This window comes from Bacillus timonensis (assembly GCF_004799755.1).
Lineage (GTDB): Bacteria > Bacillota > Bacilli > Bacillales > Bacillaceae_L > Ferdinandcohnia > Ferdinandcohnia timonensis_A.
Genome location: NZ_SLUB01000054.1, coordinates 21,084 through 27,401, shown reverse-complemented (window position 1 = coordinate 27,401; position 6,318 = coordinate 21,084). Strand labels below are relative to the sequence as shown.

6 protein-coding genes and 1 pseudogene are annotated in these 6,318 nt (G+C 32.7%); 1 reads left to right on the top strand and 6 read right to left on the bottom strand.

What is annotated here, in order from left to right; translation table 11 throughout:
• From E1I69_RS20105 to E1I69_RS20095, 3 genes are all read right to left on the bottom strand, one after another.
• Window positions 1-896 (bottom strand): ATP-binding protein (locus E1I69_RS20105; RefSeq protein WP_136381336.1); only part of this gene is annotated, 896 nt, incomplete at its 3' end.
• Window positions 897-922: 26 nt separating this feature from the next.
• Window positions 923-2,878 carry a hypothetical protein gene (locus E1I69_RS20100; protein WP_136381335.1) on the bottom strand — a complete coding sequence of 652 codons (1,956 nt, stop codon included), beginning with the start codon at window positions 2,876-2,878 and terminating at the stop codon, window positions 923-925.
• A complete protein-coding gene (locus tag E1I69_RS20095; protein ID WP_136381334.1) occupies window positions 2,871-3,536 on the bottom strand; it encodes a TnsA endonuclease N-terminal domain-containing protein in 666 nt (221 codons plus the stop codon). The genes E1I69_RS20100 and E1I69_RS20095 overlap by 8 nt, the downstream gene beginning before the upstream one ends.
• A gap of 296 nt (window positions 3,537-3,832) precedes the next feature.
• Here E1I69_RS20095 and E1I69_RS20090 point away from each other — a divergent pair, with 296 nt between their 5' ends.
• Window positions 3,833-4,639: a hypothetical protein gene (locus tag E1I69_RS20090; protein ID WP_121446694.1), complete on the top strand. Its 807-nt coding sequence runs from the start codon at window positions 3,833-3,835 to the stop codon at window positions 4,637-4,639.
• Window positions 4,640-4,732: 93 nt separating this feature from the next.
• Here the strand turns inward: E1I69_RS20090 and E1I69_RS20085 are convergent.
• The 3 genes and pseudogenes from E1I69_RS20085 to E1I69_RS20075 form a co-directional block, all read right to left on the bottom strand.
• Window positions 4,733-4,931 (bottom strand): annotated as a pseudogene (locus E1I69_RS20085) (Tn3 family transposase); the annotation flags it as partial.
• Window positions 4,932-4,989: 58 nt separating this feature from the next.
• Window positions 4,990-5,898: a DUF2268 domain-containing protein gene (locus tag E1I69_RS20080; RefSeq protein ID WP_121446695.1), complete on the bottom strand. Its 909-nt coding sequence runs from the start codon at window positions 5,896-5,898 to the stop codon at window positions 4,990-4,992.
• Between the two features lie 5 nt (window positions 5,899-5,903).
• Window positions 5,904-6,260: a MerR family transcriptional regulator gene (locus E1I69_RS20075; RefSeq protein WP_121446696.1), complete on the bottom strand. Its 357-nt coding sequence runs from the start codon at window positions 6,258-6,260 to the stop codon at window positions 5,904-5,906.
• Between the last annotated feature and the right edge of the window lie 58 nt (window positions 6,261-6,318).

Genomic DNA, 6,318 nt, shown 5'->3' with positions numbered 1-6,318 from the left:
AGATGTGTATAAGAGACAGGAATTAATATATACTCTATAGTCCTTGTAAAATATTGCATAGGAATTTCAAGACCTTTTCGTATATTATGTTTTTGTCGGATTTCAGTAAAAATATCCATTAATTCTTGAGTATAGGTTGATAATCGTAATCCATTCGAAAATGCTTCTGGAAAGTAATATCTAGTAAACGAGAATCCGCTGTTATCAGGAAATTCTGACTCCTCATCATACCCTAAGAGACAAGCATGTATATCGTCATAACTCTTTATTCCAACAAACTTATATTCGTGCACCATAAACCGACCAATGATTTGGGCCTTTTTTAATTTTATAAAAGACGATCTTTGGCCTAATAATTCTTTTTGCCCTACTAATATAACGGTTAAATCTATTTCCGCTCTATCTAATTCATTGTGGATATCCATTAACCAACCATACTGAATCTCATGAAGCTCCTGCGCATCATCAATAATTAAGATTACTCTGTTTTCTTGTGATGTTTGTCCCTTTTCAATTAGATAGCTATACAATCTCTCTCTTTTTGCATTAGTTTTATTACTAAAAGGATCTGAATGTCCAACATCCTTAAGTAAATCTTCAAAAAAAGTATTTTCACTAGCAATTTTTTTATGTCTACAATTGAATTTAAAAACAGGAAGCTTTTCACCCAATTCATCTGGTAAGGCTTTTAATATAAATTGAATTGCTCTTGTTTTTCCAAGCCTGGGCCGTCCATAAACAATTCCACCAGGTGCTCTACTAAAAATCCACCTAGAAATAGTTTCATATAATCGATGTATTTCATTTGTTGCTAGTAAATATCTTCCTGTTTTTATGGGATGGACTTTATTTTGTGTTAAAGGCCTTTTTATAATATTATTTACTTGTTCGGACACATCTTTTTCCCCTCTCTAGTTTTATTTTAGTATGTTATTGTCTTTTTGAACCTTCTGTTAAGATTCTTTTTATTTGATACCAAATTGTTATTATTGATTATTTCTTCATTTTTACCGGTATCTTCATCTCCGTAACTTACATAAACATCTGGTGTTGGAATATCATCTATTTCTCTTCGTAACTGAGCAAGCTTATTTTTGCTACCGTTTTTATTATTAGCTGCTTCTTTTTCGAGGTGTCTAAAATATATCTCTATTGGATTATCGAAGCTTGTAAAATGTAATATCTTTCTATTTTTAAGACTATTGATAGCCTTTCTTGTTTTGAGAGAATGTTTTTGGAGACTCCATTTACCATTTGCGTTTAGAATTCCAAACTCACTGCCATCAGGTAGAAAAGCTCTTACCGTCCTCAAATCCTCTACATCGACAAAAAGATCGAGTTTTGTACCAATTAAACCTGGTGTTCGTGATAATAAGTCACTTCTATACGTTACACCTTCATATTTAATATAAGGTCTTTGGCCAGATACAATATTTCCTCTTACAACACGTTGGGCTTTCATAGTAAAAAACGCTAATTCACTTCTCTTTTCTTCCGACATTTTTCGAATAATAGCTCCTTTCATTATTCTTTGTTGGAGTGCTTCAAGAGGTGTAAGATTGCTGATACCACTATGCGGAGTTCCGTTATATTCAGCAATTAGTGTATCAGCTAATTCGATAATATGTTGTTCAGATATTTTATATTTAATTGCATTACTTTCTGCATTTTTTCGTCTGGGATCATTTGGGTTACTTCCTGTTGTACTTGGAAGACGATGAAATCCATTTTCTTCAAGAATTCCAAAAAACCTCTCTACTAAGCCTCTTCTTTCAGGCATGCTGACTGGACCAGCATTTGTGAAACAACCCACAATTTCACTTAGTCTATCATTTACAATAGTTGACAAGTTAGCTCGAGCGTTATCATATAAAAACTCATCCCAAAGCCCCCATTCACATTCAGGTATAATCTGGGAAGGAAATCCACCAGATGGTGAGTATGAAAGGCCAGAAATAGTAAAGTTAGGTTGTTCCTTTGGGGTTATAGCATTTTTTACACAATGTAATACATCGGTTGAAGAATATTCTCTATTTAGACAAATATGATGTCCTAATATCGCCCTTGTTGCTTCATCAATAATAACCAAAAGCCAAATCCGATCCATTGTCTTTGTTACTTCATATCCTTCAGGAGTCGTAAATGTAATTGCCACAGCAGAATCAATTCTATGACCATCAAATTGTACCCGTTGATATGGTCTGGTAATTACTGGGTTATTTTTATTGCCAATTCCTGTAGAACGGGCATGTTGAGCTGCTTGATCCCCATGCCTTTTTGAAGCTTCTGAAAAGTAGGTAGAATGTAGTTTCTTTACATATCGTTCCAAAGATCGCTTTCCTAAATCTTTTGTAATAAAAGGATATTGATTCAACTTTATTCCAGCTTTTCGGCAGGAATCTATAAACTTTTTGTGTAAGTTTTTAATGCTAATTACGGGTTCCTCTATTGAATTTTTATTTCTTTTTAAATAATGGTTATCAATTGTATCTTTAATAGTTGGGTAAGTTTCTAGAAGGAGTTTAAATGCACCGGTCATTTTTGTTGTGTCGTTTAATTGTGGCAAGCTTTTTCTGTGATATCCATTGACTTTTTTATGAGGTATTAAAGCTCTGTAACCATAGATTAATCCGTTATCATCCTCTGTAAGACATCTTCTTACAAAATTGTTTAACTCTTTGGGTTGGATTCTTGTTTTTTCAACAATTGTTTTAATTAAAACTTCTGAATTGAGGTATAGTTCCACAGCCTGTTTTCTTCTATAAAATATCTCCTTATGTTCATCTGTTAGTTGGTCGACATTAACTAAGGGCCAATTTTTAGTATCCAATGATTCTGGTGGAAAATTCTCACTTTCTATGATTTTACGTTTAGTCATTCAACCACACCTCCGTAAAGGGACCAATGAATTCACAATCAATATTAGCATTCACTTTGCCATGATAGATTAAATAAAATAGGCTTGTATATATTTGTTGATTAGAAAGGAAAGATAGTTTTTCAAATAGTTGTTTCACTGTACTCTTCCCACTTTTAAGAACCGCTAATATCGGTTCGTGATCTTGTAAATTATATGAATTAAATTCTCTTGTGTAAGGAATGATTTGTCTCTTATTATCTAATAAGACTTGGTTTTTTCGAATGACCAACTCGGTTAAAACTTCATGTGAGTAACCATTCATTTTGCACCAATCCTCTTGTACTTGAATTTGTTTAAGGGTTCTTTCGTATTTTTTATTTTCTTTGTCAAGTTCTGTTGAATATTTAATCTCGCAAAAGGATTGTTTCCCATCTTTCCATTTAATCCACATATCAAAAACTGACTCAACCTTTTTCCCTTCTAGTAAATATTGAATTCTTAGAGGTTGTTCGCAAAAAGCTTCAACTTCAGGGTTGGTTTCAACTAAGATCCAATTCTCATATTCTAAATCACTATAAAAATGAACATACCTTTGTTGCTTATAACTGAAGCCAACCCAATAATTGCTGCCATACTTCATACTTCTGCGCATTTTGACAGGTGAATACTCCAGCATACATCATCCTTTCAATTTTTATATTTTAAAATCGACACTATTTCCTATTTTTTTATTTTCTTTCTTCTACTTTTGGTGTGTCGAATCCTTTATCGAAAAAGCACTAGTTTTAATAGTTTTTAAATTTATTTAGTTGCATTTGTCGAAAATGGTTTATTAATAGTATCAAAATAAACAAATTTTATTTTAAAACAACCAAATGACGATCGTTTGTTCTATAATAAAAGTAATCACTTAATGACAGGACAACAATATGACAGCATCGCTTCTAGTGTAAATTTAAAGGAGGACTTTGAATGAGACTAAAGTTTAAAGAAAAACACGTAACAGTTCAACCAATGGACCTGGAATTTTTCACTTCACCTTTTACTGGACATCAACTAAAGAGATTCCAAGTAACTGTTTCAGTTACGGAGCAACAATTATCTGTCTTTGAAGATGAATTAGATTATGTAAAAGTATATGGTATAACTGAAGTAGATGGTGATGGAACAGGAATAAGAAAATACAAAATAAGTAATACTTCATACAGCTATAGCAATAATTCTGATGGTAGAATGTATTTCTTTACAATATCTGAAGAAGAAAATGTCAAAATTGATAGGCTTTTGATTAAGGATATAGAACTAACTCCATATGAATACGAAGAGACTTTGAGTGATGATGCTATTATAATAAATGCCAAAGTTATTGTTACTAAAGACATTGCGGATCGAATTGAAGGCTTGAATGAGAATGAAGAGAAATACTTTACGGTCATTCGTGAGGGTATTAACGAGAATCCTATAAAAATGCGTTTTGGTTTAAATATTTGGTCTGAACATGAGGACGGTTCAATTAAGTATCGATTAGTCATTGTGGAAGATAAGTATGATACTGAAGATGATGTTCGAAGACCACTTAATTATCCTGAAGCACAAAATATTCGATCTTTGACTTTGTACCACAAAAGCTATATTGAGTTATTAGCCGATTTATTTGTAGACAAAGGCTTATTGACGAAAGAAGAAATAGAAGGGTTAAAAGAAAAAGCTAAGGTAGAAAAGAATAAAAATCTACGATATATTTATCAAGTTGTGGACGTAGATAAAGAAAGCCTATAGATTATGGCAGGATAGGCATTTTGTGCTTACCCTGCTTTTCTTTATTGAAGTTCATCTTTGTGAGATCCGATTTTTTCCCAAAAAGTCATTAAAAATGACTTTCGTATAAAAAGAAGAAAATTGATCACTTGTAAACCGATAAATAGTTGCTCCTTTACCCGTCCCATAATGGGGATTTGCTTCAGCATGTAACGATGAAATTTACACGTATTTCATCCGATGATGTGGTGCTTCCATCTCCCCAATTAGTAGCTAGAGCAAGCTTATGCTGAAAATTTACCAAAGTTGCCTGTTCTCCTATTTATAGAGAAGAAGCACGAAACTTCAGTTTATCCTTATATATCACTCCATCAAGAAGAAAATAGGCCAGATCCATTAATTATCTCGTCACTAGAAAATAAGGTTGTTTCATATATTGTTTTATTTTGCTTTTTCATGAAAGATTGAACAACTTCATAACCTACCGCATAACCAGCACAAAAGGAAAGACCTACAGGTTGATATCCCTCTTGTTTGGCAATCTCATCACCAAACATATAGCTACTTACTTCAGCAAATCCTTTAATTTCTAAAGCTTCTCCAATAACAAAGATCGAATACTCTAAATCGTCTTTGTCCATACTAGTCACCCAAGGTCCAAGCTGTTCTGTTCCATACAGTTCTTTCGCAAAAGAATCGGCCAAGCCTTCTATGACAAGATAATCTCCCACTGTTACATTTCCATGATCCCAATCAAAATAAGAAAAACGAATATTGTGATGAAATTCATGAGCAATAACAGCAGGAATTTTAGGTAAATTATAATCATTTGGATAAATATTCACCGTAATAAACCCAGGAATGCCTCCGAATCCTGTATATCCCTTCTGAAGTTTTAATTTATATGGATCTGCAACATACAATCCAAACTTTATTTCATCAGCATTCACTTTCAAACCTGCCTTATTAGCATGTTCTATACAGGTTTTGATAGTATTCTCAGCTACCATATAGGCATTATTATTTTTTAAGATAGATAACCCTTGTTGAATTTGCTTATCGTTAGAAATATCTGCGTAACCTAGCATTTTCGTGGCCATTAAAACGTCATAACCATTTTCTTGCTTTGCCTTTAAAGGAACATTTATTAAATTCCACATTTCCTTAAATGGCGTCATCATCGTATAACGAAAATAATTTATTCTTTCTTCCAAATCCGTAATTGCAAGTAATTCTTCGTATTGTTCTAATGTGTTGATTAATTTATAGGTCATGCTCATTTCAATCACTTCTTTCGCAAATATCTAGTATTGTAATTTTGAAGCCAGTTTATATTCTTCATAAGATTTTCTTTGGAGTCAGTTAAGTCTAAATAAAACAATATATTCTCTAGGTCCGCAATCATTTGAGTTAAATCATTTTTAATAACGCTTAATGAAGGTTGCTGGTTTATTAAATCTTTAAGTTTATAACCTGTTATTTTTGCAGCAAGGATTTGTACAATTTTCTCTAAGTCTGACTCGAATAAAACCAACTGACCGTTGCCATTCTTCTTTGCTTTCAATAGATTTAAATTAGAATAGTATCGTATGGAACGTTCAGTAAGTCCGGTCATTTTGTAAACTTCCCCTGTTGTAAGCAACGTAATTCACCTCCACATTACAAGGTTAAAGTATTACGCTACGTTAATGTCAAGTAAA